This is a genomic window from Sessilibacter sp. MAH3 (assembly GCF_054658275.1).
In genome coordinates this window covers 172,682-199,203 of the sequence record NZ_BAAGIE010000003.1, presented here as the reverse complement: position 1 = coordinate 199,203, position 26,522 = coordinate 172,682, and the positions used below count along the sequence as shown (strand labels likewise).

Annotated in this window: 24 protein-coding genes; 8 read left to right on the top strand and 16 right to left on the bottom strand. The window is 44.3% G+C overall.

Features of this window, described 5'->3' with window-relative positions:
* Positions 1-27: 27 nt before the first annotated feature.
* From fabZ to rpsB, 12 genes are all read right to left on the bottom strand, one after another.
* The gene (gene fabZ / locus ACYQ2C_RS03580; RefSeq protein ID WP_460052230.1) at positions 28-465 is read right to left on the bottom strand and encodes a 3-hydroxyacyl-ACP dehydratase FabZ; all 438 of its coding nucleotides are present in this window, start codon (positions 463-465) and stop codon (positions 28-30) included.
* A gap of 45 nt (positions 466-510) precedes the next feature.
* A complete protein-coding gene (gene lpxD, locus ACYQ2C_RS03575) occupies positions 511-1,539 on the bottom strand; it encodes a UDP-3-O-(3-hydroxymyristoyl)glucosamine N-acyltransferase (protein ID WP_460052228.1) in 1,029 nt (342 codons plus the stop codon).
* 22 nt (positions 1,540-1,561) lie between these two features.
* The gene (locus ACYQ2C_RS03570) at positions 1,562-2,071 is read right to left on the bottom strand and encodes an OmpH/Skp family outer membrane protein (protein ID WP_460052227.1); all 510 of its coding nucleotides are present in this window, start codon (positions 2,069-2,071) and stop codon (positions 1,562-1,564) included.
* A 465-nt stretch (positions 2,072-2,536) separates the two neighbouring features.
* Entirely contained in the window at positions 2,537-5,230 is a 2,694-nt protein-coding gene (bamA, locus tag ACYQ2C_RS03565) for an outer membrane protein assembly factor BamA (RefSeq protein ID WP_460052226.1), read from the bottom strand.
* 155 nt (positions 5,231-5,385) lie between these two features.
* Positions 5,386-6,756, bottom strand: a complete 1,371-nt coding sequence (gene rseP, locus ACYQ2C_RS03560) for an RIP metalloprotease RseP (protein ID WP_460052224.1) — start codon at positions 6,754-6,756, stop codon at positions 5,386-5,388.
* 208 nt (positions 6,757-6,964) lie between these two features.
* Positions 6,965-8,167, bottom strand: coding sequence for a 1-deoxy-D-xylulose-5-phosphate reductoisomerase (gene ispC / locus ACYQ2C_RS03555; protein ID WP_460052223.1), 1,203 nt, complete (start codon positions 8,165-8,167; stop codon positions 6,965-6,967).
* A gap of 52 nt (positions 8,168-8,219) precedes the next feature.
* The gene (locus ACYQ2C_RS03550) at positions 8,220-9,068 is read right to left on the bottom strand and encodes a phosphatidate cytidylyltransferase (protein ID WP_460103368.1); all 849 of its coding nucleotides are present in this window, start codon (positions 9,066-9,068) and stop codon (positions 8,220-8,222) included.
* A complete protein-coding gene (uppS, locus tag ACYQ2C_RS03545) occupies positions 9,061-9,801 on the bottom strand; it encodes a polyprenyl diphosphate synthase (protein WP_460052220.1) in 741 nt (246 codons plus the stop codon). Before uppS ends, ACYQ2C_RS03550 begins: the two co-directional genes overlap by 8 nt.
* 32 nt (positions 9,802-9,833) lie before the next feature.
* The gene (gene frr / locus ACYQ2C_RS03540; protein ID WP_460052219.1) at positions 9,834-10,391 is read right to left on the bottom strand and encodes a ribosome recycling factor; all 558 of its coding nucleotides are present in this window, start codon (positions 10,389-10,391) and stop codon (positions 9,834-9,836) included.
* A gap of 36 nt (positions 10,392-10,427) precedes the next feature.
* Complete coding sequence (pyrH, locus tag ACYQ2C_RS03535; RefSeq protein ID WP_460052218.1) at positions 10,428-11,171, bottom strand: UMP kinase; 744 nt, start codon at positions 11,169-11,171, stop codon at positions 10,428-10,430.
* Between the two features lie 241 nt (positions 11,172-11,412).
* A complete protein-coding gene (tsf, locus tag ACYQ2C_RS03530; protein ID WP_460052216.1) occupies positions 11,413-12,291 on the bottom strand; it encodes a translation elongation factor Ts in 879 nt (292 codons plus the stop codon).
* A gap of 183 nt (positions 12,292-12,474) precedes the next feature.
* A complete protein-coding gene (rpsB, locus tag ACYQ2C_RS03525) occupies positions 12,475-13,218 on the bottom strand; it encodes a 30S ribosomal protein S2 (protein WP_460052215.1) in 744 nt (247 codons plus the stop codon).
* Positions 13,219-13,689: 471 nt separating this feature from the next.
* Between rpsB and map the strand changes: the two genes are divergently transcribed.
* The 7 genes from map to dapE all read left to right on the top strand — a co-directional run bounded on the left by map (position 13,690) and on the right by dapE (position 22,142).
* Positions 13,690-14,463, top strand: coding sequence for a type I methionyl aminopeptidase (gene map / locus ACYQ2C_RS03520; RefSeq protein ID WP_460052213.1), 774 nt, complete (start codon positions 13,690-13,692; stop codon positions 14,461-14,463).
* Positions 14,463-17,162 (top strand): [protein-PII] uridylyltransferase, encoded by a 2,700-nt coding sequence (locus ACYQ2C_RS03515; protein ID WP_460103374.1) that lies wholly within the window; start codon positions 14,463-14,465, stop codon positions 17,160-17,162. Before map ends, ACYQ2C_RS03515 begins: the two co-directional genes overlap by 1 nt.
* Positions 17,163-17,180: 18 nt before the next feature.
* The gene (gene dapC, locus ACYQ2C_RS03510) at positions 17,181-18,371 is read left to right on the top strand and encodes a succinyldiaminopimelate transaminase (RefSeq protein ID WP_460103377.1); all 1,191 of its coding nucleotides are present in this window, start codon (positions 17,181-17,183) and stop codon (positions 18,369-18,371) included.
* A gap of 23 nt (positions 18,372-18,394) precedes the next feature.
* Complete coding sequence (nth, locus tag ACYQ2C_RS03505; protein WP_460103380.1) at positions 18,395-19,087, top strand: endonuclease III; 693 nt, start codon at positions 18,395-18,397, stop codon at positions 19,085-19,087.
* A 104-nt stretch (positions 19,088-19,191) separates the two neighbouring features.
* Entirely contained in the window at positions 19,192-19,536 is a 345-nt protein-coding gene (locus ACYQ2C_RS03500) for an ArsC family reductase (protein WP_460103382.1), read from the top strand.
* Positions 19,537-19,589: 53 nt separating this feature from the next.
* Positions 19,590-20,621, top strand: coding sequence for a 2,3,4,5-tetrahydropyridine-2,6-dicarboxylate N-succinyltransferase (gene dapD / locus ACYQ2C_RS03495; protein WP_460103384.1), 1,032 nt, complete (start codon positions 19,590-19,592; stop codon positions 20,619-20,621).
* 369 nt (positions 20,622-20,990) lie between these two features.
* The gene (gene dapE / locus ACYQ2C_RS03490) at positions 20,991-22,142 is read left to right on the top strand and encodes a succinyl-diaminopimelate desuccinylase (RefSeq protein WP_460103386.1); all 1,152 of its coding nucleotides are present in this window, start codon (positions 20,991-20,993) and stop codon (positions 22,140-22,142) included.
* 99 nt (positions 22,143-22,241) lie between these two features.
* On the opposite strand, the gene ACYQ2C_RS03485 is transcribed toward dapE, so the two are convergent.
* The 3 genes from ACYQ2C_RS03485 to ACYQ2C_RS03475 form a co-directional block, all read right to left on the bottom strand.
* Complete coding sequence (locus ACYQ2C_RS03485) at positions 22,242-22,589, bottom strand: hypothetical protein (RefSeq protein ID WP_460103387.1); 348 nt, start codon at positions 22,587-22,589, stop codon at positions 22,242-22,244.
* A gap of 48 nt (positions 22,590-22,637) precedes the next feature.
* Positions 22,638-22,991: a hypothetical protein gene (locus tag ACYQ2C_RS03480; RefSeq protein WP_460103390.1), complete on the bottom strand. Its 354-nt coding sequence runs from the start codon at positions 22,989-22,991 to the stop codon at positions 22,638-22,640.
* A 201-nt stretch (positions 22,992-23,192) separates the two neighbouring features.
* Positions 23,193-24,074 carry a DUF4382 domain-containing protein gene (locus tag ACYQ2C_RS03475; RefSeq protein ID WP_460103392.1) on the bottom strand — a complete coding sequence of 294 codons (882 nt, stop codon included), beginning with the start codon at positions 24,072-24,074 and terminating at the stop codon, positions 23,193-23,195.
* A 508-nt stretch (positions 24,075-24,582) separates the two neighbouring features.
* Here ACYQ2C_RS03475 and ACYQ2C_RS03470 point away from each other — a divergent pair.
* Entirely contained in the window at positions 24,583-24,825 is a 243-nt protein-coding gene (locus ACYQ2C_RS03470) for a hypothetical protein (RefSeq protein ID WP_460103394.1), read from the top strand.
* A 198-nt stretch (positions 24,826-25,023) separates the two neighbouring features.
* Here ACYQ2C_RS03470 and ACYQ2C_RS03465 read toward each other — a convergent pair whose 3' ends face one another.
* The gene (locus tag ACYQ2C_RS03465) at positions 25,024-26,022 is read right to left on the bottom strand and encodes a hypothetical protein (RefSeq protein ID WP_460103397.1); all 999 of its coding nucleotides are present in this window, start codon (positions 26,020-26,022) and stop codon (positions 25,024-25,026) included.
* Positions 26,023-26,522: the final 500 nt, after the last annotated feature.

The following is a 26,522-nucleotide window of genomic DNA, read 5'->3' as shown; positions in this document are numbered from 1 at the left end:
CAGAAATTTGCTATATGAAGGTTGAATTTATACTTTGCGATCAGCGCACATAATGACGCAGGAACAAGCTAACTCACCATCTACTGAGGCTTTCGCGTCAAACTTCCAAATACCGCGCTTAACAGATACCACTTTTGACTCAAGCATCAAGCGGTCACCTGGAGTAACTTGTCGTCTAAAGCGAACATCATCGATACCGGCAAGCAGATACAAAGATCCATCTTGCGGTGTTTTTTCTAATGATTTGAAACCTAAAACGCCCGATGCTTGCGCAAGCGCTTCGACAATCATAACGCCTGGAAAAATAGGAAGCTGAGGGAAGTGGCCATTAAAGACATCTTCGTTAGCCGAAATATTTTTATATGCGACAATGGACTCGTCGGGGACTAACTCTAATACACGATCCACCAACAAAAACGGATAGCGGTGTGGTAGATACTTGCGAATTTCATTCACGTCCATCATTTTTTTGGCCTTACTCTCATTCAACGGGTCAAACCGCGAATTCTATTAATCACTAAATTTACTAATTATTTTTTCGAGGCGACGAACCTGACGAACAGTTTCATCAAGCTTACTTATGCGAATCGCATTTTTACGCCACTGTTGAGCTGGCATACACGGAATACCCGAAGAGTAGACGCCCGGTTCTGAAATATCGGAGGCCACCATGGTTTTACCGGTAAAATGTGCGTTATCGCAAATGGTTAAATGACCTGCAAATCCGACCATTCCAGCAATGGTACAGTTGGCGCCAATTTTGGTGCTGCCAGCAATACCACAAAAGGCCGCAATAGCGGTGTTTTTGCCAAGTTCCACGTTATGAGCAATGTGAATGTGGTTATCGAGCTTAACACCATCTGCAAGAACGGTATCGCCGAGAGCGCCACGATCTATCGCTGTAGTTGCACCAATTTCAACATCATTACCAATAACGACACCACCCAACTGGTGTATTTTCTGCCAGCCGCTGGGTTTAGGTGCAAACCCAAAACCATCGGCACCAATCACAGCACAACTATGAATGATAACGCGATGACCGATTTCTATTTCGTGGTAAATGACAACGTTAGAATGAATAAGACAGTTGTCACCAATTTGCGTGTGTTTACCAATAAAACTGTTAGCACCGATTCGGGTACCTGCACCAATTTTTACACCGTCTTCAATGACTGCGTTAGCGCCAACAATTACATCACTGCCAATAACGGCGGATTCAGCAACTATCGCAGTGGCATGAATGTTTGCAGCCTCGGGAGTAGAAAACGGATCGAAAAATTGGCTCACCTGAGCGTAAGCCAAGTACGGATTGCTGCAAATTAACTTATTGCCAGAGAAGCTCGACTGATCGGCGAGCTCCTGAGTAAGGATAACCACTCCGGCTTTTGTTTCAGGTAAATATTTAGCAAACGCAGATCGGGCTACAAATGCCAATTGATTTGGCTGTGCTCGTTCGAGGTCTGCGATACCCACTATATTTAACGAGTCATCACCAACAAGCTCTGCTCCAATAGCGCTTGCAATATCACCTAATAACATTGAGATTCGGTCCCAAATCGTATTATTTTTTGTTTAATTTCTCAGTAACTAAAGCGGTAATGTCTGCCGCCGGATCAACAAAATAGACTTGGCTCGAATTTAATACGACTGATATACCCTGAGCCTTGATAACTTCTTCAAGTGCCGTTTTGGTTTTGGTTTCAAACTCTTGTAACAAACCACGTACCGCAGCATTTTGCTCGGCTTGTAGTTTCTTTTGAGCAAGCTCTAAATCAGCGCGTTTGTATTCAACATTTTTGCGGTGTTCTGCCTGTTGATTCGCATCCCAAGTGATACCTTTGGTTTGCTGCTCTTCACGAAGGGCTTGCAGCTCTGCAATTAAACCTTCGTATTTAGCTTGTAACGCCGCAAACTCAGGATCTGCCGATAGCGAAGCACTCGCTTTTTTAGCAGCTTCGGTGCTCAAGATAGCTTTCTCAAAATTGAAAACAGCAACTTTGCCCTCTGCAAATGCAGAAAAAGAAACGAAGGTAGAAACTACGAATGCCGCGAAGGTCTTGAAATTTAACACGTGTAATGCTCCTGATTTCACAGACGATGAATTTAAAATCCCAATTAGAAGACCGTTGGAGTCTATTTTTGCAAGCCAGTTGCAAAACTAACTGCCAATTTGCCTAATTTAATTAATCACCGTCTCTTAATGCTATTTGATGAACAAACTTAGCAACTTACATCCAGGCCAATCCTAACCATCAATCAAGCTCTGTACATAAGATTCGGCAGGTCTATCTTAGATATACCATGCGCCTATTTTTTTCCGGGCGGCATTATGACCTCCTAAGCAAGATGGTTTCCACTACTTATTGAAAAATATTGCGATTTTTTCCAATTTTCGAGGAAAATACCCGCTCAGGAAGAGTAATTTTCGTCACTCTATTGAATTCAGCCTCAACAAAAAAACCAGCATTACGCTGGTTTTTTAGGTTTGGCAAAATTGGTTAAATAAGAACCAACAATAATGCCGCAATCAAATTGGCTAGAAAGTGGTACCGAGAGAGAATTGAAAGAATTCTGTCTCGTCGTCTTCTTGCTCTTTAATAGGTTTGGCCAAGCTAAAGGTCAGCGGACCAAAACCGGTAATCCAAGTAATGCCCACGCCGACAGATGCACTTAATAATCCCAAATCTACGTCAGAACAATTCAGCTGCGTATCGGCACAGTTAGTATCAAAGACGTTACCGGCATCAACAAATAGCGCCGACTGTAACGTACGCTGATCTTTAATGAACGGTAATGGGAATAATATCTCTGCACCAAACTCCACCAGCACGTTACCACCAAAAGCATCATCGCCGCGAGTAAGCTGTTGAGCAGACAAACGACCGGTTTCGCTATCAAGAATGTAGGCGAAATTATCGAGGTTATCAGCATCGCCATCGCCATCTAAGTCTTCTGCGGTCAAGGCAATGGTGTCATATTGGAATGCCGGTGAACTGCGCGGACCTAAACTGTTGCGCTCAAAACCACGAACCGAACCAAAACCACCGGCGAAGAAATGCTCGAAGAAAGGTAGCTCGGTAGTACTGCCAAAAGAATCGGCATAACCCAATTGAGTGCGCAAGCGCAAGGTAAAATCACGGGTGATAGGTTTGAAGTACTGAGCATCGTAAGTGACCTTGTAATACTCAAGATCACTACCGGGAACCGTAACTTCCAGTGATAAAGACTGAGAAGCACCACGAGTTGCCAATCGACCACGGTTTAGGGTCGATTCGCGCCAACCCAACGTGAAGGTCAGCATATTAAAGTTGTCGCCGTTTTCATCCACAAAGCCACTTGGGTTACGCACCAAAACCACAGGATCGTCACTGGCAAAACGAGTATCAACCGCGGTGTAGTCGAAAGGATCAACCACACCATTGGTTACTGCATCTGAATCATTAAATGCAGCAATTTCATCAGCATCAAGAATTCCATCGCCGTTAAGATCGTCTACCAAATCGTTGCGAAGTGCATTAATTTCAGCGACTTGATCTTCGGTTACGTAGGATTGACGCACAAAATCGGTATCAAATAATCGAGGACTAGACCGAATTTCTTGCACCGCGAAACGACCGGTTTCGATGGAGATATTACTAAAACCAAAACCGTAGTTAATTCGAGAAATTTCTGAGGTTGGGTAACCGAAGTTTACGGTAGCGCCGTAGGTATCCGTGGTAAAACTTGAGACGTTAAACTCGTTAAAGTCACGAGCTCGGAAGAACAGACTAAAACCACGGCTGACGCCATCCGGCGTAAAATAAGGGTCGTTGTAGTTGAAGCTATAAACGGTTTGGAAAGAGCTACGACTTAACGAGAAACCAACCGATTTACCCGAACCGAACCAGTTATCTTGCTGAACGTTAGCGCCGAGCGTTAAACCGGTGCCCTGAGCAAAACCAACGCTGGCACCCACACTACCTGACGGTTGCTCTTCAACAGTATATTCCACGTCAACCAAGTCAGAACTGCCCGGCACTTCTTGCGTATCGACATCGACCTGCTTGAAGAAACCCAATCGCTCTAGACGTACTTTAGAAGATTCAATCGAAGCGGTGGAGGCAGAGCCACCTTCCATCTGACGCATTTCTCGTCGTAAAACATCGTCTGAGGTACGCGTGTTACCACGGAATTCGATACGGCGAACATAGGCCCGCTTACCGGGATCAACGAAGAAGGTGACCTTTACGGTTTTATCGTCATCGTTACGTTCAGGAATACCACGCACCTCTGCGAAGGTATAACCCTCGTTACCAAGACGGCGAGTAATGTACTCGGAAGTGGTCGTCATCAATACTTGCGAGAAGTTTTGTTCTTCACGAACCAGAATCAATCGACGAATAATACTTTCATCAACAATCAAATCACCGGCTAGGTCAACTTCGCTGACCTTGTACACATCACCTTCGGTGATATTGACGGTGATATAGACCGACTCTTTGTCGGGACTCAATGAAACCTGAGTCGAATCAATATTGAATTTTAAGTAACCGCGATCTAGATAAAAGCTTTCTAGACGCTCTAGGTCACCGGCTAACTTTTCTTTGGCGTATTTGTTTTTGCTGGTGAACCAATCGAATCGACCGGCCTTACCTAACTCGAACAGTTCCAAAAGTTCTTTGTCGGAAAATTTCTCGTTACCAACAATATTGACGTGTTTGATCTTCGCAACCTTGCCTTCATCTACATTGATGATTAACTGCACTTGGTTGCGCGGTAAATCAATAACGTCGGCATCAACGCTTGCGCCATAGCGACCTTGAGCCACATATTGGCGTTCAAGTTCTTGAGTTAAACCTTCTAAAGTCGCTCTTTTAAAAATTTGACCTTCCGATAAACCGTTGTCGGTTAAACCCTGTAATAGGTCATCGGTTTTAATGGCCTTGTTACCATCGATGGTGATCGAACTGATTGCCGGTCTCTCGCGAACCGAGATAACCAATACCTGCCCGTCTTTACCAACACTGATATCTTCAAAATATCCGGTTCGGAATAAAGCACGACTCAGCTCTTGAATATCAAGCTCTTCGACTTCATCGCCTACCTGTACTGGTAAAACAGAGAATACTGTGCCCGCAGAGACACGTTGCAGCCCCTGAACACGAATATCATCGACACGAAAGGTTTCAGCTAACGACAGTGGCGAGAGCAGCGTTAAGGATAAAGCAAGAGGAAACAGGGAGCGATTCATATTCTGAGGCAGTTAATTGTATCTTTATTGATGGTTTATAAAATGATTCGTTATTGGGTTGCCAAGTACGACTGACAAAACCTTTATTGAGTCAAAAAAACTCTGAAAAGTTGCAAAATGCCCACACAAAGGCGGGCATTAAACTGTAAAACACGCTAGAAGGGCAAGTTAAAAAGCTGGCCTTGTATTTGGCGCATAATGTCGTTATAGAACGCCAAAACCATAACACTGGCGACCACAAAGAAACCCAGCCTATAACCAATTGACTGGACACGTTCCGATAACGGCTTACCTTTGATGGCTTCGATAAAGTAGTAGGTTAAGTGACCGCCATCAAGAACGGGGATTGGCAGAAGGTTGAAAATAGCAAGACTAACACTTAATAGCGCCAACATTCGCAAAAAATAAACAAAACCCAGTTCAGCTGAATCACCGGCCACTTTAGCAATGGACAGTGGACCACTTAAGCTTTTGGTTGAGATCTCACCTACCACCAGCTTTTGCAGCGAGAGCAATACAACACCGCTGGTTTCCCAAGTCTTTTTAATGCCCTGACCAAAAGCTTCAACCACCGAATAAGAGCTGGAGCGAATCATCTCTTTAGGCCAAGTCGGATTTTCTGGAGCGACACCGATTCGACCAATGACTTTACCACCGTCTTCAAAGCGAGCTGGGGTAATCAATACTTCTTGTAATTCGCCTTTACGGTCAACCGTAAATTCGATGGTTTCACCCGGACGGGACGAAACATAATCGGCGAAGAATTCCCAATCAGTCACAAGCTGGCCGTCAACGGCAACGAACTCATCACCTAACTGGATGCCGGCTCCCGCCGCAGGGGTACCCTCAACCACTTGTGCAACAATGGGTTTTACTTCAGGTCGGAAGGGTTTAATACCCGCACCAATAATAGGGTCAGGATCGCTCACACCTTTTTGCCAGTCATTCAAATAAGCACTGGACTCGTAGGTCAGATCAGAATCGGAATAGCTAACTTTAAAAGTAATTTCACCGCTTTCGCCCAAACGTTTAACTAAAGCGCGATTTACGGCCTCCCAAGATGGGGTTTCAACACCATCGATCGCAACAATTTCTTGCCCAGGTTCTAATCGAGCGGCTTCGGCAACACTGCCGGGCTCCACATCACCTACAACAGGCGCTAAATAGGATTGCGGTTGCAACAACACCAACCAAAATAAAAATACGGCAAGCACGATGTTAGCGATTGGACCGGCTGCAACAATGGCTATACGAGACCATACGGGCTTGCGGGTAAATTCTTCGTGCAGATCCTTTTCATCAACAGGGCCTTGGCGCTCATCAAGCATTTTGACGTAACCACCAAGAGGGATACCTGCGATAGCGTATTCGGTGCCTTTTTTGTCATACCACTTGATAAGGGGTTTGCCAAAGCCAATTGAAAAGCGCTCAACTCGCACGCCACATACGCGGGCAATGTAGAAATGGCCGAACTCGTGGAATGTCACCAAGACTCCCAGAGCTATCAAAAACCATATTAATGTCATCTATTTCTCCGTAAGAATGACCAACCTTTATCCAAGAAACCGTTAAGATAGCCATGCTTGGTAATGAAGACAGATTATTAGCTGTATAAACCTTTAGCTAATCCAACTGCAATCGAGTTGGACAACAGATAGTGCTCAAAGGTTGATTAACCGAAGATTAACGGTATCGAATTTTACTTTTTGATACCAGAGCTTAGGCTATTCAACGTTATTTTGACCGTATTTCTTCCTGAGCGATAATTCGCGCTTGCTGGTCTATCGAAACAATTGCCTCAAGATCTGTGGTTGTGGGTGAATCACAGCGATTCATGACCGACTCTACTATGGTTGCGATATCGGTATAACGAATTTTTTCGTCTAAAAATGCCTCAACAGCAACCTCATTGGCGGCATTCATAACCGCAGCTATGGTTGACGACTCCCGGCTCGCATCGATCGCTAAACGTAAACACGGAAAGCGCTCAAAATCCGGCCGAGAAAAATCTAAACGCGCTACCTCGAAAAAATCTAAGTGCGCAACACCGGATTCTACGCGCTCGGGCCAAGCTAACGCGTGGGCGATTGGCGTTCTCATGTCAGGGTTTCCCATTTGAGCAAGTACTGAGCCATCAATATATTGAGCCATTGAATGGATGACGCTCTGCGGATGGATCACCACTTCGATATCATCAGGACTTACGTCGAACAGCCAACGCGCTTCGATAAATTCAAGGCCTTTATTCATCATGGTCGCGCTATCGACGGATATTTTTCGCCCCATCGACCAATTTGGATGAGCACAAGCTTGATCGGGAGTTACCGCGATCAGATCAGCGATGGGCGTTTCTCGAAACGGGCCACCCGAACCTGTTAACAAGATTTTAGCGATACCGGAATCTTTGAGTGCGTCAGGCTTGGCCGCTCCCAAAGAGTCTTGAAACCCTTTGTAAGGTAGGCATTGAAAAATAGCATTGTGCTCGCTGTCGAGCGGCAGCAGGGTCGCCTTGTGATTGACCACTGCATCCATAAAAGCCTTGCCAGCCATTACCAACGACTCTTTGTTTGCAAGCAATACTTTTTTCCCGCTTTTAACAGCGGCCATGGTCGGCTTTAAACCCACAGAACCCACAATAGCAGCCACAACGGTATCGACTTGACTGTCTGAAGCGACCTCTTCAAACGCCGCCATGCCGCAAAGCACTTCTGTTTCGCAGGTTTTGCCTGCGAGCGTATCTCTAAGTTCCGCCGCCTTTTGCGGATCGCTTAATACGGCAAATTTTGGCGTAAACTCCAAACATTGCTGAGCCAATAATGAAACATTATTGTGCGCGGTCAGTGCAAAAACCTGAAAACGATTGGAATTTCGGGCAATAACATCAAGAGTGCTGCGACCAATTGAGCCGGTCGAGCCTAGGAGTGTAATTTGTTGCATAGAAAAACTCAGAACTCCCAATTACGGGTGTCTTTTTGAACTTATTGGACGATCAATTCGCCGGAAACTGTAAGCCAAGCAATAATAGCCCTAAAGAAAACACCGGAGCAGCGGCAGTGATACCATCGACTCGATCGAGAATACCACCGTGACCTGGGAATAAATAACCACTGTCTTTAACACCTCGGTGCCGTTTTATCATGCTTTCAAGTAAGTCGCCCAGCACAGAAACCAAGGCCGTAGCAGCCACTAACAATATCAATGAAAGACGATTGTCTGGCATCCAAAAATAACCGACCACAACGGCTAGCAATACAGCCAACGATAAACCACCGAAAACACCCTCCCAGGATTTTCCCGGACTGACGGACGGCGCCAAACGTCTTTTGCCGAATTTTCGACCGGAAAAATAAGCACCGATATCGGCACTGGCAACGACCGTAACGAGAAACAGGATTAGCCAACTGCCGTTATGTTCTGAGCGTAAAAAGGTGAGGCCAATCCAGGTAGGTATGAGCACCAAACCGCCAATCACCATGATTCCGGCTTGAGATCCCCAAGTTTTGGCGTTATCTGGATATCCGCGCACTAAAAACAATGCAACGATCCACCAGACTAAATCTATAAGTACAAAGTATTGAATTCTATCGTGGTCAATGGCTTCTAGATCGCTACCAAAGCCCAACATTCCGGCACATGCCGAGATAAGAACAAATAGGACACACACGTAGGTCATACGCTGGTGGCGACGCTTAAGACCAGCCAATGCCGACCATTCCCAAGCTGCCGCAGCAGTTGCGAAGGACACAAACATCAAAAAGCCGATTTTAGGCAAGATAAAGAGGGCAACTAAAAAGACGAGTGCCATCAGAACAGCACTTTTTACCCTATCTTTAAGCACTGGCTATCCCCGGTTTATTATTATCATCAGTGTGGCGACCGCCAAAACGCCGCTGACGGCAGTAAAACTCATCAACAGCTTTATTAAGTTCAACGCCATCAAAATCTGGCCAATAGACGTTGGTAAAATAAAATTCAGTATAAGCAGCCTGCCAAAGTAAGAAATTACTGATGCGTACTTCGCCACCGGTTCGTATTAATAGATCGAGTGGCGGCAGGTCGGCCAAGCTTAAATGTGAGGCTATCAAGTCTTCATTGATACTTTCAGGAGTTATTAAGCCACTAGCAACCTGTTCGGCAACTTTTTTGGCCGCTTGAGTCATATCCCATTTGCCGCCATAGTCGGCGGCGATGACCAGTGTACGCTGACCATTACGGGTAATGTCTTCAGCTTCAGCCATAGCTTGCTGAATGCGCTTACTAAAACGATCACGACTGCCAATAATGCGAATCGCGACGTTTTCTTCACTCAGCTGGCGCGCTTCTCGGCGTAAATACCCCAAAAATAACGTCATTAAAGCATTTACTTCGGTTGGTGGACGACGCCAGTTCTCGCTACTGAAAGCAAATAACGTTAAAACCTCAACACCGCGCTCTAAGCTGGCCCGAAGAACATCTCTAATTCTCTCAACACCGGCTTTGTGGCCGGAAGCAACCAACATACCCTGCTGCTTCGCCCAGCGGCTATTACCATCCATAATAATGGCAATGTGTTTTAACGCTTCGCTCGTCACGCCAACCTCTATAAGGCTAAAAATTTCAGCCCTTAAATTTCCATCAAATCCTTTTCTTTATCTGCCAAAGCGCTATCCACTTGGGCGATATACTTGTCCGTGATCTTTTGTACGTCTTCACCGCCTTTGCGTTCTTCGTCTTCACCAATTTCTTTATCTTTCAATAAAGTTTTAAGGTCTCCGATAGCGTCGCGACGAATGTTGCGGATGGATACACGAGCTTGCTCTGCTTCAGCACGAGCGGTTTTGATAAAGCCCTTACGAGTCTCTTCTGTAAGCGCTGGCATTGGTAAACGAATCAGCTCGCCGGTTGTCGATGGGTTCAACCCCAAATCTGACTTCATGATGGCTTTTTCAATTTCAGGAATCAAAGAGCGATCCCAAGCTGATATTGAAAGAGTACGCGCGTCTAAAACTGAAACGTTGGCGGCCTGTGACAACGGAGTTTCTGAGCCGTAGTAGTTAACGGTGATGCCATCCAACAAACTTGGGTGAGCACGACCTGTACGAATTTTATTGAAGTTATGTCCAAGTGCTTCGATTGATTTACCCATACGGGTTTCTGCATCATTGAGAATATCTTTGATCATCAGTGACTAGCTCTCTTATTTTTCTTCCGGTAAGGCTCAACCTTCTTGTGGACGAGTTTGCTCCACGAGAGTGCCTTCACTACCACCGGTAATTATGTTTAATAACGCGCCTACTTTGTCCATTTTGAAAACACGTAACGGCATATCGTGTTCTTGACACAAGCATATAGCGGTTAAATCCATTACACCCAACTTCTTACTCAAGACTTCGTCGTAACTTAAGCGATCGTATCTGATCGCAGACGGATCTTTCATAGGATCTGCGGTGTATACACCATCCACTTTGGTGGCTTTCAAAACCAAATCCACCTCAACTTCAATTCCGCGTAAGCAAGCCGCAGAATCTGTGGTGAAAAATGGGTTGCCGGTACCCGCGGAGAAAATTACCACTTCACCGGATTCTAATAAACGCATGGCTCGACGTCGGTCGTAATGCTCAACGATACCACTCATAGGAATTGCAGACATCACACTACAATTAATATCGGAACGTTCTAGCGCATCGCGCATCGCCAGTGCATTCATTACTGTTGCTAACATACCCATGTGGTCACCGGTAACACGATCGAGACCGGCGGCACTGAGAGCGGCGCCCCGGAAAAGGTTACCACCGCCAATTACTAAGCCAACCTGGACACCGATGCCAACCAGTTGACCAATTTCGAGCGCCATCTTATCAAGGACTTTGGGATCGATACCAAAACCCTCTTCTCCCATAAGCTGCTCACCGCTTAATTTTAATAAAATCCTTTTGTATTTTTTGTCCCGGGCTGTTGCCATGGTTTCGCTCCGCCACACCAGATAAAAATTTGCGGCGAAGTTTAACAGGAAGCGTAATGAATTTCACAAATCAATTATCTTACATTACGTTCAAAATTGATTTGTAAAATACTTTTCACAGACTTCTGTTTAGAACCGCCGCAAAAAAATTCAAAAACCGCTTTTTTAGCTCTTTCGCAACAAAAAAAAACCGGGGATATCCCCGGTTTTTATTGCTAAGCAAATGCCAATAAATTTGAGCTTATTTGTTAGCTTGTTGTACCTGAGCAGCAACTTCAGCAGCGAAGTCCACTTCTGCTTTCTCGATACCTTCACCCACTTCGAAACGTACGAAAGAAGCAACTTCACCGCCAGCTGCTTTAGCAAGCTGAGCAACGGTTTGCTCTGGGTTCTTAACAAACGGTTGTTGAGATAAGCTGTTTTCTTTCAAAAACTTGTTGATACGGCCGCCCATCATTTTCTCAACGATTTCGTCTGGCTTACCGGCCATATCCGGTTGAGCTTTGATGATTTCTTTTTCTTTCTCAAGCAATTCAGCAGGCATATCTTCTGGCTTGTTAACACGTGGGTTAACAGCAGCTACGTGCATAGCAATGTCTTTTGCAACATCGGCTTTGCCAGCAACAGTCAATTCAACGATCGATGCGATACGGTTGTTAGAGTGAACATAAACGCCAACACAGCCCGCTTCGCTAGTCACTGCCGAAATGCGACGAACGCTGATGTTTTCACCGATTTTTTGAACGAGTTTTTCACGAGCGTCTTCTAAGTCACCAGCCATAAGAGCAGCAACGTCGGTTTGCTTGTCAGCGAATGCTTTCTCTAAAACGGTTTCACAAAAACCTAGGAAGCTAGTATCGCGAGCTACGAAGTCAGTTTCGCTGTTAACTTCAACCATTAGCGCGTAAGTACCTTCGTCGTTAGACTTGGCAACAACCACACCTTCTGCGGCGGTACGATCCGCTTTCTTAGCCGCTTTAAGGCCACTGGCTTTACGCAAGTTTTCAATCGCCAATTCGATATCGCCATCAGCTTCTTGCAAAGCTTTTTTACATTCCATCATACCTAAACCGGTACGCTCACGTAGATCTTTAACTAAAGATGCAGAAATAGCTGCCATCTTTTTATCCTCTATGAAAATTCGTGAATTAAATAATGTTTGAAAAAAGGGGCCTGCTAGCCCCTTTTTGAATCAAATGTCGAACTATGAGTAAGCATTTGTGATTTAAACCGCGTTATACCGGTCTTCCATGCCATTTATATGACGCACAAATTTTTACTATAAGATTCGTATGTTCGATGATTACTCAGCAGCTACGTCAGCTTGCTGTTCTTCAACGTACTCGTCTTTTACAGGAGCTTGATTTGCAGCGGCACCTTCTAGACAAGCATCAGCAATTGCACTGGTGTACAACTTGATTGCACGGATTGCGTCATCGTTACCTGGAATAACGTAATCAACGCCTTCTGGGCTGCTGTTGGTATCAACAATACCGATAACTGGAATACCAAGCTTGTTAGCTTCTTGAATAGCAATGCGCTCGTGCTCAACATCGATGATGAATAGAGCATCTGGAAGGCCACCCATGTCTTTAATACCACCAATTGAGCGGTCTAGTTTTTCCATGGTGCGAGTGCGCATTAACGCTTCTTTCTTAGTAAGCTTATCGAAAGTACCGTCTTGGCTTTGAATTTCAAGCTCGCGGTAACGCTTGATAGAAGCACGAATGGTTTTATAGTTGGTAAGCATACCACCTAACCAACGGTGACTTACGAAAGGCTGGCCAGAACGCTCTGCTTGTTCGCGAATGCTCTTTTGAGCCGCACGCTTGGTGCCAACGAAAAGGATTTTCTTTTTAGAGGCTGCCATCTTACGAACAACTTCAAGAGCTTCGTTGAAGGCAGGCACAGTGTGCTCAAGGTTGATGATGTGGATTTTGTTGCGAGCACCAAAAATGTATTGATTCATTTTTGGGTTCCAGTAACGGGTTTGGTGACCGAAGTGAACACCGGCTTGCAACATGTCGCGCATGCTTACTTGTGGCATAAATAATTCCTAAATTATTTGGGTTGGGCCTCCATACATCCCAACTTTCAACCCATAAAGAGCACCCAGAAAGTCGTGTCGACGTATGTGTGACATTGTGTTTTTAACGCTTTTTTCGCCGAGGAGCAGACCCCTACCAGACGAGCCGCGCTTTATACCACAAACACCTGCCTACTTCTACAAAAAGCTGGTTTGATTTTGACGGAAAACGCGACACAAAACGCCTAATTGCTCGATAAGCACAGAATTTACAAGGAATTAGCAATAAAAATAAGCACCAAACGAGCAAGACATAACCTACTCGACGTTTACTGCTTGGTTTATACTTATGCACTTTATGCGAAAATTACGTAAATCCTTGAGCTACCAAGCAGATCGCTCCAGACACTGTGATCATTGTGAACCTCAATCTTGAGCAGTCTTTTGCCTCGTAATTCGCACCACTCTATCAATCAGACCCAAAGGTAAACTATGACCAATATTCACATTAAAACCCCAGAAGAAATCGCGAAGATGCGAATCGCAGGCAAAATGGCCGCTGATGTTCTGGAGATGATAGGTGAATACGTGGTGCCTGGCGTAACAACCGAAAAGCTCGATCAAATCTGCCACGACTATATTGTTAATGAGCAGAAAGCTATTCCGGCATGCTTGGGCTACAAAGGATTTCCTAAATCAATCTGCACCTCGGTAAACCAAGTAATTTGCCACGGCATTCCGTCTGATAAGAAAATTCTCAAAGAAGGCGACATCATTAATATTGATGTCACCGTTATTTATGATGGCTATCACGGCGACACCAGCAAGATGTACAACGTCGGCAAAGTTGCTCCACATGCCGACCGCTTGGTAAAAGTAACTCAAGAGTGCTTATATAAAGGTATTGAACTGGTAAAACCGGGCACACGTTTAGGTGATATCGGCCACGTTATTCAGCAACATGCTGAGAAAAACTATTACTCGGTTGTACGTGAATACTGCGGTCATGGCATTGGCAAACAATTCCACGAAGAACCGCAAATTCTGCATTACGGCAGACCAGGCACAGGCATGGAACTGGTTGAAGGTATGGTTTTCACCATCGAACCCATGATTAACGCTGGCAAACCTCATACTAAACTTAAAAAAGATGGCTGGACCGTAGAAACCAAAGACGGTCGCCTATCAGCGCAGTGGGAGCACACCATGGCCGTTACTGCTACCGGCGTTGAAGTCTTTACTACTCGCTCAGAGGAAAGCTTTTAGTGTCGATTCCACACTTCGAAGAACCCCTGATTTTTTTTGATCAGGAGAAGTTTCGCCACAATTTAGAATCTAGCGATAACAAGATCTCCGTGTTTAAGGCGGCGATCTCGCAAACCAACGCTCATTTTGATCATCGTTTTTCCCAAGGCGATCCAATTCGTCGCCTTATCTACGAACGTGCATTATTTGTTGATTGCCTGCTGCATTATGCTTGGCACCAATTTGAGTGGAGCGAGCAATGCGGCCTTATCGCTGTTGGTGGATACGGTCGCGGTCAGCTGCATCCCTACTCGGATATCGACATTCTGATACTCTTCGAAGAAGACAATATTGAGTCTGCCAGTAAAAGCATAGAAGGCTTTGTAATGCTGTTGTGGGATATTGGTTTAGACATAGGCCACAGCGTACGCACTATCGAGCAATGCACCAAGCTTGCGTCTAACGATATCACGATCATTACCAACCTTATGGAATGCCGCTCGATTGTTGGTAAACCGCACTTAGTGTCTATGCTCAAAGACGCCGTCAGCCCAGATGTTGTTTGGCCTGCGAGAGAATTCTTCAAAGCCAAACTTGCCGAACAAGAAAAACGCCACCAGAAGTTTAATTTCACCGAATACAACCTTGAGCCAAACATCAAAAACGCGCCCGGTGGCTTGCGCGATATTCAAACTCTGGTTTGGGTTACCAAGCGCTTCTTTGGCGTCGATTCAATCAATCAATTGGAAGGCCAAGACGTTATTACCTCCAGAGAGCTTTCTATTCTTAATGGCGGTGAAGAATTTCTTTGGAAGGTTCGCTACGGCTTGCATCTTTTAGCGGGTCGCCCTGAAGAGCGACTGCTATTCAATTACCAAACCGAATTGGCAACCATGTTCGGCTACAGCAATTCTGAAAAACGTTTGGCTGTAGAGCAGTTTATGCAATGGTATTACCGCGTTGTCTTGTCTCTGCGAGAGTTGAACGATGTCTTGTTGCAATTCCTGAGTGAAGCTATCTTAGATAAAGGTGTGCCGGAAGAAATCATACCCATTAATGATCGCTTCCAGCTCAACAACAACTTTATTGAAGTTACCAACAACAAAGTCTTTGAGCGCTACCCATCGGCGCTTCTCGAAATCTTTGTACACATGGGCAATAACCCGAAAATACAGGGTGTTCGCGCCAGCACCATTCGCTTGATCCGCGCCAGCAGAAATCTCATTGATGATGAATTTCGAGCCACACCACTGCATCAAAGCTTGTTTATCGCCATTTTGCGCGCGCCCTTCGATCTATTCACCTTATTGCGACGCATGAAGCGCTATGGCGTATTGGGTCGATACCTACCAGAATTTGGTCGCATTACCGGCCAAATGCAGCACGATTTATTTCATATTTATACGGTTGATGCCCACACGCTACAACTGGTGAAAATGCTGCAACATTTCTCGCAAGCCGAGAGCAAAGATTCATACCCAATCGCCCATTACATTTACCGCAATTTGCCCAAACCGGAATTGCTTTACATGGCGGGTCTTTATCACGATATCGCCAAAGGCCGTGGTGGCGATCATTCACAATTAGGCGCTAAAGACGCCTACGATTTTTGTACGCGCCATAATGTGAATCGCCGCGATACCAACCTAATTGTGTGGTTGGTCGAAAATCATTTGATGATGTCTTCGGTCTCCCAGAAACAAGATATTTCCGATCCCGATGTTATTCACAATTTCGCCATAGAAGTTGCCGACCAATATCGTCTCGACTATTTATACACGCTCACCGTCGCCGATATGAACGCCACCAATCCAACCATTTGGAATAACTGGCGCGCCAGCCTTATGCGACAGCTGTACATGGAGACCAAACGCATACTGAGACGTGGTCTCGAAAACCCGGTTGATCGACAAGATTTGATCGACGAGACCCAGCAGTCTGCTTTGGCCAAGTTGGCCGACAAAAAGCTTTCAAAAGACAAAGCGTTAAACATTTGGGCCGATATCAGCGAAGATTATTTTGTTCGTGAATCGCACATCGATATCGCCTGGCAAACTCAGGCCGTGGCCGATGCCGAAGACCCAAGTCTTGTCGTAGCCTTCAGCCAAACCAGCACTTTTCATGTTGAAGGCGCCACGCAAATATTCATTCGCACCCTTGATCGCAAAAACGTATTCGCCACTGCGGCGCTAACACTTGATCACTTGAACCTAAACATTCAAGAAGCGCGCATTTATACCTCCGATACCGGCATTACGCTGATTAACTTCTACGTGTTGGATCAGCAAGGCAATCCGATCGAGCGCGATAAGAAAACCTTAAAGAAAATTCACGACTCTCTGGTACGTGAAATTTCCGTAGGCCTTGAAGATTCCACCAGTATTCACCGCAGAACGCCGCGCGTGCTCAAGCATTTCCGCATGCCCACTCAAACCTCAATCAATAATGATTTGGTGAGCGGCCAAACCCTGCTAGAAGTCATCTCTCCAGACCGGCCCGGATTACTGGCCCGCATTGGACGTATATTTATCGACTTGAACATTCACCTAAACAGTGCGCGCATTAGTACACTTGGCGAGCGCGTCGAAGACGTGTTCTTATTATCGGACGAAAACGGCGAGCCATTGAGTGACCCAAACGTCTGCGCGCAACTGCAAAAAGAAATTCAAAGTCAGCTGGATCAGCAAACTCAAGAACAAGACGCCAAAGTTCTGGCTTAACCAAAAGATTTTCCCAACATGAATCCACACATCGAGCAGCTACACAGCTACCCGTTTGAAAAACTCGCGCTATTAAAAGCGGGCATTACACCACCGGCGCACCTGCCGCACATAGCGCTCTCTATTGGTGAGCCTAAACACGAGCCACCGGCATTTGCGTTAGAAGCCATCGCGAATAATTTAGAGTTACTGCGCCAATATCCGGTAACCAGTGGCACCGAAGAGCTTCGCCAAGCCTGTGCGCAATGGTGCGAACAGCGTTTCGATCTGCCAAACAACAGCGTTAAGATCGCAAACGTTTTAAGCGTAAACGGTACCCGCGAAGCTTTGTTTGCTTTCGCACAGGCGGTTGTGGATAACACCCAAGAATCACCGGTCATTATCTCCCCCAATCCTTTTTACCAAATTTACGAAGGCGCAGCATTGCTGGCAGGCGCCGAGCCTTACTATTTAAATTGCCGTGAAGAATCGGGTTATTTACCGAATTTAGATGAAGTACCCGAAGAGATTTGGTTGCGCTGCCAACTTTTGTACCTATGCACACCCGGCAATCCAACCGGTGCCATAGCACCACTGGACTATCTGGTTAAGTTAATTGAGCTGTCTGATCGCTATAACTTCGTCATCGCCAGTGACGAATGCTATTCAGAAATTTACTTTGATTACAAGCCCGCCGGTGTATTGCAAGCCTGTGCGAGCATGGGTCGAATGGATTTCAAAAATTGCGTGATCTTTCAAAGCTTGTCTAAGCGCTCTAACCTGCCGGGATTGCGCTCTGGCTTTGTTGCCGGTGATGCCGCCATTATTGCCAAGTTTTTGAAATACCGAACCTACCACGGCTGTGCAATGCCTATGGTTGCGCAAAAAGCCAGCGCAATGGCGTGGCAAGATGAGTCTCACGTAGAGCAAAACCGTGACGCCTATCGCCAGAAGTTTTCGCAAGTTTTGCCCCTATTACAAACCGCATACGACGTAAAAATGCCGGACGCTGCGTTCTTCTTTTGGCTAAAAACGCCCATTGACGACCAAGAGTTTGCCAAGCGACTTTTTGCCGAACAGAACGTTACGGTTTTACCGGGCAGCTACTTGGCCAGAGAATCCGACGGTGTCAATCCCGGTGCAAACTATGTTCGTATCGCCATGGTTGCCGACCTAGACGAGTGTGTTGAAGCGGCACAACGACTGGTTAACTTTGCTAAAACACTCTAGTAATTGTAAGCACTCACACACCAATGAATACAGATACAGTCGCAACTCATCCACAAAAAAACCTAACCAAACCGGAACGAGTTGCGTTTATTTTACGCAGGCTCAACGAGCTTTATCCCGAGCCGCCTATTCCGCTGGATCATACCGACTCCTACACTTTGTTGGTAGCTGTACTATTGTCTGCACAATGCACCGATGAACGCGTGAACAAGGTGACACCGGGACTCTGGAAGCTTGCCAACAATCCGTTTGATATGGCCAAGCAATCGGTTGAAGACATCCAAGCCATCATTCGCCCTTGCGGATTGTCACCTCAAAAAAGCAAAGCCATTTTAAAGCTGTCGCAAATTTTGGTAGAAGACTACGACGGCAAAGTACCGGGCGACATGGAAAAACTCGAACAGCTACCCGGCGTAGGCCATAAAACCGCGGGTGTTGTTATGGCGCAAGCGTTTGGCGTACCGGCATTCCCAGTTGATACGCATATTCATCGTTTGGCGCAGCGTTGGGGTTTAACCAACGGCAAAAATGTGACTCAAACCGAACGCGATCTCAAAAAGCTCTTTCCTAAAGACTCTTGGAATAAATTGCATTTGCAGATCATTTATTATGGGCGCGAATTTTGTAGTGCTCGGGGCTGTGATGGACGTGTCTGCGAAATATGCACAACCTGCTATCCAAATCGCAAGCACCCAAAGAAAGTTCTAAAACCGTAAATTAGCCCGCAACTCAACTTGCAAACGTGAGCAGCTCAAGCTTTTTTGCTATGCTTGCGCACCTTTTTGATATCTGCTTTTTGACCACAGAAAAAGGCTCGCCCATGACAACGCTGTACGGCATTAAAAATTGCGACACCGTCAAAAAAGCCCGTAAATGGCTCGACGAAAATAGCATCGATTATTCATTTCACGATTTTCGCAGTGACGGAATTACCGAAACTCAAGTTAACGAGTGGTTACAAGAACTCGGCGCTGAGAATCTAATCAATAAACGCAGCACCACGTGGAAGCAATTGTCTGATACCGAAAGAGATCAAGCGTTCGGTGACCAAGCAGCCCAACTACTTTGCGCGCACCCAACGCTGATCAAGCGCCCGTTACTGGATACCGGTAAACAACGATATGTTGGCTTTAAAGCTGAACAATATCAGCAATGGCTCGCTTAATTACAGCTCTTCAAAAGATTAAAATTACATTTTTATAAAAGCAGGACGAGATAATGACGACACTTTTTAGCCTAGGCTTCGGCGTAGGAACGCAAAATTCAAAAGGCGAATGGCTTGAAGTCTTCTATCCAAAACCCTTATTAAATCCAAGCGCTGAAATTACTCAAGCAGTTAGCTCGGCATTAAATTACCAAAACGGTAATCAGGCTATCGAGTTAACCAGCGATCACATTAAAGCGGTTTCAGAAGCATTAACATCGCTAGACAGCGAATTAGCTGAACTTGTTTTGCAGCTTGACCAAAGTACTCGCCCAGTTGTGGCAACGCTTTTAGAAACCGATGCCGAACCCAAAACAACGCCAGAGGCTTATTTAAAACTGCATCTGCTTTCACACCGCCTGGTAAAACCGCACAACGTTAATTTAAGCGGTATGTTTGCGGTATTACCGAACGTGGCCTGGACCAACGAAGGCGCCATAGATCTTTCTGAATTATCGGAGCGTCAACTTAAGGCTCGCCTAAACGGCCAAATTCTCGATGTCGATTGCGTGGATAAATTCCCGAAAATGACCAACTATGTAGTGCCCACCGGCGTTCGTATCGCTCACACCGCGCGCGTTCGTTTAGGTGCCTATATTGGCGAAGGTACCACCATCATGCACGAAGGTTTCGTGAACTTTAACGCAGGTACCGCTGGCAAGAGCATGATCGAAGGTCGTATTTCTGCGGGCGTGATGATCGGCGAAGGTTCCGATTTAGGCGGCGGCTGCTCAACCATGGGCACACTGTCGGGCGGCGGTAATATTGTTATTTCTGTGGGCGAAGGTTCGCTACTGGGTGCTAACTCTGGTATTGGTATTCCATTAGGCGACCGCTGCACCGTTGAAGCTGGCCTTTACATCACCGCCGGTACGCAAGTCACCGTACTTGATGACAAAGGTGCTGTGGTAGAAGTTATGAAAGCGCGTGATCTTGCCGGTAAAAATGATTTATTGTTCCGCCGCAACTCACAAACCGGCGCCGTTGAATGCAAAACCAATAAATCAGCCATCGAATTAAACGAAGAGCTGCACGCTCATAACTAATCGTATTGCAGAGTTAACAATGAGGCTCTAATTTTTTGGAGTCTCATTGAATAACAAACTATGGTGAGTTTTCTGACTACTCTTTTTAAAAAGTATCGCAACAAAAACGTTTCAATAAAAGTATTTAAACTCAGCACTGACTCTAGAACCACTGACTCTAGAACCACTGAATAACTCCATCATGATTTAATTAGCTGGCAGAAATTGGAATTCATAACCTCTATTGCTGCTCTCTCATTAAATGGAAGATAAGCGAATGAAATAGCCACAGAGTTTCAGTTGCTACCAATGAAATAATCTTGATTAACGATTAACTAATATTTGTTCTCTGCTCTCGTTTTCTAAGTATCAATTACCCCCGAGAATTTTATGTCAAACTACTCAGCTACCGTGCAACTTGCTCAAGAACTTATTCGCAAACCGTCAATTACTCCCGACGATGCAGGCTGCCAAGCGTTAATGATTGAACGTTTAGCCGCAATTGGCTTTGACTGCCAAATTCTGTCTTGGGGCGAAGGAGACGACAAAGTAGATAATCTTTGGGCGGTGCGCGGTGAAGGCGGCCCTTTATTCGCATTTGCAGGCCATACCGACGTAGTACCGACTGGCCCGGAGGAGAACTGGACATTTCATCCGTTTGAGGCCGCAATTCACGAAGATATGCTGTACGGCCGCGGCGCTGCCGACATGAAAGGCTCACTCGCGGCCATGGTTACAGCCTGCGAGCGCTTTGTAGAAAGCTACCCAAATCACAAGGGTCGTATCGCGTTTTTAATCACCAGTGATGAAGAAGGCCCAGCCGATTACGGCACGGTCAAAGTTGTTGAATGGCTAGAAGAAAGAAACGAAAAAATTACTTGGTGTTTGGTGGGTGAGCCATCCAGTACCGAAGTCGCCGGTGATGTCATTAAAAACGGCCGACGCGGCAGCATTGGTGGCTGGTTAACTATTAAAGGTAAACAAGGTCACGTTGCGTATCCGCATTTAGTAAAAAACCCTATTCACATGGCAGCACCAGCTCTAGCAGAACTCGCTACCGAAAACTGGGACGACGGCAATGATTATTTCCCAGCAACCAGCTTTCAAATATCAAACATTAACGGTGGTACCGGCGCGACCAACGTTGTACCAGGCCATTTAAAAGTTATTTTTAATTTTAGATTCTCAACCGAATCGACACACCAACAATTAATTGAACGCACAGAAGCAATTCTAAAAAAATATAATTTGGATTATGAAATCGACTGGAATTTAAGTGGCGAAGCTTTTCTTACCGAGCCCGGCACATTAGTAGACGCCATAGTAGACTCAATAAAATCCAACACCGGCATAGACACAAAATTATCCACCGCAGGCGGCACATCCGATGGCCGATTTATCGCTCCAACGGGAGCACAAGTTGTAGAACTTGGCCCAATCAATAAAACCATTCATCAAATTAACGAATGCGTAAGTATTACTGACTTAGATAACACATCGGCTATCTATGAAGGTATATTAAAAAACCTTCTTGCAGATTAATTTTGCATTTGTTTAGTTAAAAACAAAAAAGGCGAGTATTTAACTCGCCTTTTTACCCTCAAATGTTGTTACCGAGATTATTGTCGCCCGGAGAAAGAATTAATTCTCTATCCAAATATTTAAGATTTCACAAGAAGGCACTACGTGACCACCGGCATTCGGTAAATTTGTGGTTGTATTGTAATAAAATCCAACCTTTGAAGACGATGCTCTTGCCGTTAGAAGTAACGATAAAATTCCATCATCGTCTCTATCAAACTTGACTCGTGATTTAGCGCCAGATGCACACTCATCATCAGGCAAAGCATTCGAGAACTGCACAAAATAACCATGCCCAGATTGAATCGAACTAACAACAACCCATTCAACAGTATTATTTCGAGACAAGCCTGCGAATACGGAAACCGAAGCCATCATTGAGAACATAAAAACAATACAACGCTTCATTGAACTACCTCTAAATCAAAAAAAACTATACTTCAAGTATGTAATATTTTAAAAAGTAACATTCACGATTTGAGGATAATTTTGTGTACCAAAGCAGCCACCACCCCAAATAACAAACTGAATGGGCTTTTCAGCGACTCTAGCGCTTAAAATCATAGCGCGCCCAATTTCAGCATAATCAGGTGGTAGAATATAACGACTGGTGTTTGTGCAGCCAGCGGGATTGGTTACTTGGCTTTGATCAGTAATAATTTCTAATGCATTTTGGCCAGTATTTCCCCAGTTAATCATTCGCTTTATTGTTATATCGCCAGTATTTTGATTAGCAGCCGCCAAAGAGTAACTACTCAAAAACACACAAGAAAATAATACAGCCCCAAACTTCACAATATTTTTTAACATTTACTCACTCCCTGAAAATCAGAAGTTTAGCAAAGCATCTGCCGTGAAAGAATTACAACTTAGTTAATTTAAATAAACTTTCGAATTAACTAAAAATGGTAATTTCAGATACACCAAAAATACAAAAACCACCAAAAAGGTGGTTTTTAAACGAAAAGAAGAACGCTGATAGAACTTTTTCGTAAAATAATACGCAAGCGATTAATTGGAACCAACCGCGATATTTTCAACAAATGGGAAATTAACAACATCTAGGTTATCTTCTTCGGGATTATCCAGCAATGCATCGCAGGTAAATGCTAAGGTATAATTTCCAACGGCGACAAATCCAATAGTGTATTCATACTCACCGGTTGCACTGTTAAACTCTACATTGGCACTGGCGATAGGGTCGCCATCATTACCTTGCACGTCTTGCGGCACAACGTCTTGTGTTGAGAAAAGATAAACCACATTACCCATGTCATTGTTATCGCCATTGTTACAGGCTGGGTCAATAATAAAGGACTCATCGATTACACCGGTTAAATTTACCGCCTGTAAGGCATCCACAATTCTGAGCGTAGGGCGCAGCATATAATCGCCATTACCGGTTACTGTAATAGAGCGACGCAAATCAAAATCGACCGTAAAGTCAGAAACACCGCCAGCAGCTAGCGTAAAACCTCTGTTCAACTGCAAACCACTTTGAGAGCCGCTTGGTACTTCTAACGGAAACTGCTGCCCCTCAACTTCAATGAAAGACCCTTCTTCAACAATGCCTAAACGGATAAATTGATAATCACCCGCCAATAGCTCTTGTTCATCTAACAATAAGACTCGCTCACCATTTTGAAAATCTAACAGATCAATGACCATTGGCTCATCGAATTCGATCGTAGTTCTTTCAGGGCCTTGTAGGGTCACTGAATCGAATACCACGGTTACGGAATCTGCAGAGTCAATAGGAGCATCAGTGATACCTAATGTGAGTGAACCTGTACTTACGCTATCGGTACCAGACCCACCGCCACCACACGCTGCAAGTAGAACAACCGATGAACCCACAAAACCTGCCGACAGAATTTTTTTGATCTTTTCCATTATACGTCTCTTCTGTTAAAACTGTTTAAAATGTCTATCCAGACACGCTAACGGCTAAGCACGCAAATGGCTTACCGATTTTCGCAATGGATAATACTTAGCAATACCGCACGCGAACCAACTCACAAAACTAAAGCTTTTTCTTAAGAATGTAAGTAACAACACACAACTAAAGTGTTATTTAAACAGAAAACGAAGTATGCAGGCTGCGATACAAGTAACACTATCAATATATTATTTTTGAATACACAGGTAAGAAAAATTTAGAGACGAAGAATTGATAAATAGTTTGAAATTAATACAATTAAACTTTACGAATTTACACGCCAAAACAATAATTAGCGCCAACTAAAGAACCAACGTAAGTAAAAGGCATTTATCAAAGAGCTGTTTTTAAGCAGCTCAAGCAATAAATTAGATTACATAAATAAAAATTAAAACATAAGTTCACACGCTCAATTTTATAATCAACGTCTCTTGATTCGCTCAACTACTAACGGAAAATACAATGCAAGAAACCAAAGAGAAAGACATTAAAGAAAAGATTAATAAAATCAGCGTAGAAATGATTGAGAAAGCAATACAGGACGCATTATCGTTTATTGAAGACGACGATTTAAAAATTGTATTCGAAAGCGAATTTTCTTACCGACGCAATCAATATGGCGAAGAAAAAATACATTTCTCAACAAAAATTGGCAGCAAACCAAAACCTAAAAACGACGACAATACGGGCTCTATAGGTTGGTAAAAAAGAAAGCCTACAGATTTTTACTGTAGGCTTTTGTATTGATTTTTATAAGAACCTCTAATTAACTTATCCATAATTTAATTAGAGAATCCTGTAAATGGTCAATAGGCAAGCCAAAATTACATTTGGATTTTTAATTTTTAGACTGGCAATTTTTTCATCATCGTTACCGTAGCCACCGAAAATAGAAAATGCCTTTTAGTCATTTTTAGGGTTCTTATAAAAATATTCTTTTTTTACATCACTGGACAACAAATCCCAGCATTCTTGAAAAGTTACTGGAGGTTCGCCTGGTCTTCGCGGTTTTAAGGGAAGATAATCTATTGGCCCATTCCAATAATGTCCATCGATTTTGTAGGCTTCGTATATATCAACGTGTTTAGATTCTTCGAAAATTACTGGGTTTTCGAGTGGTTTCATGTCAAGCCATTCTTGAGGAATCCACGGTGACACTACATCTAATTCATAACCGTGGTAACGGGCAATTTTTAGATGCAACATTGCCAAGGGGGTAAACAATCCTCCTGCACCGAAATAAGCGTCGTCATGAGCTTTTTTAAGTGCAGGCGTTAATAGCTTGCGTACAATTGCCTCCATAGTTTTTACATCGCCATTAGCAATTGCGATATCAAATTTCCAATCCCATAGATCGGCCTTACGCATTAGTATTTCAGGGTTAGCAACCACAATTTCGGCTCGCTCAAGCACCGTTTCCCAATCAGCTTGCAATACCAAGCGAAATTGAATACCACGCGCTGTATAAGACCCTAGTGTCATGGCATCGGGGGCAGTTTTTGGTACTTCATTATAGCGATTAAAACCTGGAACCAAGTGTTGACTGTGCCAATGAATGCCTTCCAAATGGTTAGCCAAAAGGGCGGGTAGAATCCATTGCTCCAATGACTCTGCGTAATATGCAGATAAACGAGCGTGATGCGCAATGTTCAAAATAGAATGGTGCAACATATTCAAGCGAAAAGCGTTAAGGTCTTTTTCAAGAAACCAGGAACGCCAAGCTCTATTTCGATAAGCCATTGACACCCCCATGAATCTTTGCTCCATGGCTCCTGAATAATCTTTCTTCAACCAATCTCGTTGCGACGCTAAAGCACTTTGAAACCAATCATCTTTAGACTTGTGACCCAGTCTTTCAAACCATAGCTCTATATTAGGAAGATACTCTTTTTTAGTTGCCATAAGAACCAAAACTCACTTTTATTGCGAAGCCATCAATTAAACAAACTTTACAGTGATTAAATCAACAAAACGCTAATTCTAACTTTAATACGCAAAATTATGTATCGCCAAAAAAATCATGAATACTGCTATAAAAAGTAAAAAAAGACTTGTAAATCATACTTTTATTAATACATTAAAGCGGCACATAAACCAACTAACAGGGATTAATTATTCGTACAATCAACCGATTTTTTGGCTTTTTTCAGATTTGTTTTTAATGTCTCAGCAACGTTTCTATTAACATGCAAAGTCACACATCGATGACGGCTCATTACAGCCTAGGCAAAACTATTGATAGTATAAAGGTGAGAGACTTTTGATCAATTTATCTATGATTAAATCAGAGGGTAGAAATTGAAAGTGTGATTTGCAATTTTGTTACAACATAAATCAATGACCGTTTTCGAAATTAACAACACGTCCTTGTGTCGCGGGAAACACTTGGTTAACCAGCGTTT